This is a genomic window from Acidovorax sp. JHL-9 (assembly GCF_000426205.1).
Classification (GTDB): Bacteria; Pseudomonadota; Gammaproteobacteria; order Burkholderiales; family Burkholderiaceae_C; genus Acidovorax; species Acidovorax soli.
The window spans coordinates 1-1,072 of record NZ_AUEX01000066.1 but is presented as its reverse complement, the minus strand read 5'-3'; the positions used below and the strand labels follow the sequence as shown (position 1 = coordinate 1,072).

The 1,072-nt window shown below is 62.9% G+C and carries 2 protein-coding genes; both read left to right on the top strand.

Features of this window, described 5'->3' with window-relative positions:
* A partial coding sequence (locus K225_RS21350) for a LysR substrate-binding domain-containing protein (RefSeq protein ID WP_034713542.1) occupies positions 1-516 on the top strand: 516 nt, incomplete at its 5' end.
* Between the two features lie 25 nt (positions 517-541).
* Positions 542-769 carry an EexN family lipoprotein gene (locus K225_RS0119150; RefSeq protein ID WP_026437819.1) on the top strand — a complete coding sequence of 76 codons (228 nt, stop codon included), beginning with the start codon at positions 542-544 and terminating at the stop codon, positions 767-769.
* Positions 770-1,072: the final 303 nt, after the last annotated feature.

Sequence of the window (1,072 nt, the reverse complement as noted above, 5' to 3'; positions counted from 1 at the left end):
AAGGGCCTGGAAGATGGTCTGTATGACGTTGGCTTCTCGATGGCCGACGAGGTGGGCGACGGCATTGTGGCGCGTCGTGCGTGGGAGGACGAACTGATGGTGGCGGTCCCGGCTCGCCATCCCGTGCTGGCCCACAAGCACGTTCCGCTGGAGGAAGTGTTGCGCTATCCGTTGGCGCTGTGCGATCCAGCGATATGCGCAGGCCATGCGCGTCAGGTCGATCGCGTTTTGCACCGATACGAGCAAAGTCCTCTGATCGCGCAGCGCGTGGCCTCCTATGAGGTGATGATGACCCTGGTCTCCGCCGGACTGGCACTGGGTTTGGCAGGCGCTGCGCACATCGCTTCCGGCCGTGGGCCGGGCGTCGTGGCCCGGCGCTTGGCGGGCAAGCCGCAGATGCTGACCACCTATCTGCTGCACCGTGATGTGGAGCCATCCGACATGCTGGCTCGGTTCATCGAACGAGTGGCCTCCATTGATTCGGTGGATGACTCCAGCGCCGCCGAAGACTCCTAACCCACCTGCTGCAAGGACCGGAACCATGAACAAGCTGATGTTGCTGATGCTGGCTGCCGCTCTGACCGCATGCAGCCCCTCCCAGCCTTCAGAAACTGTGGACTACCTCGTAGCCCATCCCGATCGCCTCAAGGAGGTCCAACGCCTGTGCAAGGAAGACCGCGCGAAGGTCGGCGAAGAACTCTGCCGCCGCGCGGCCGAGGCCGCCAACCGGCGTTTCTTCGGTGATCGGCCAGAGCAGAAATCCAAGTAGCACCCCTCGCCGTCGCCTGGCCGCGACGAAGTTCTCGCTGTTACCTCATCACGCCGCAGCGCGCTCCCGCTTGCGGCTTTTTTATTGTCTTCGCCACAGCAAGAAGTCTGGCTTTTTCGGCCTGAATCACCGCCACAACGGTCTTTGACCGCTACTTCCCACGGCACTGATCCTGATGCCTGCGGCGCATCACCGTGCCGTGATGGGAGGTCAGTCAATGCAAGGGACGAACGTGCTGTTCGGCCAAGTTGCCGTCGTGTTCGGCATCGTGATCGCCGGCGTGTGGGGCGCCACACAATGGAC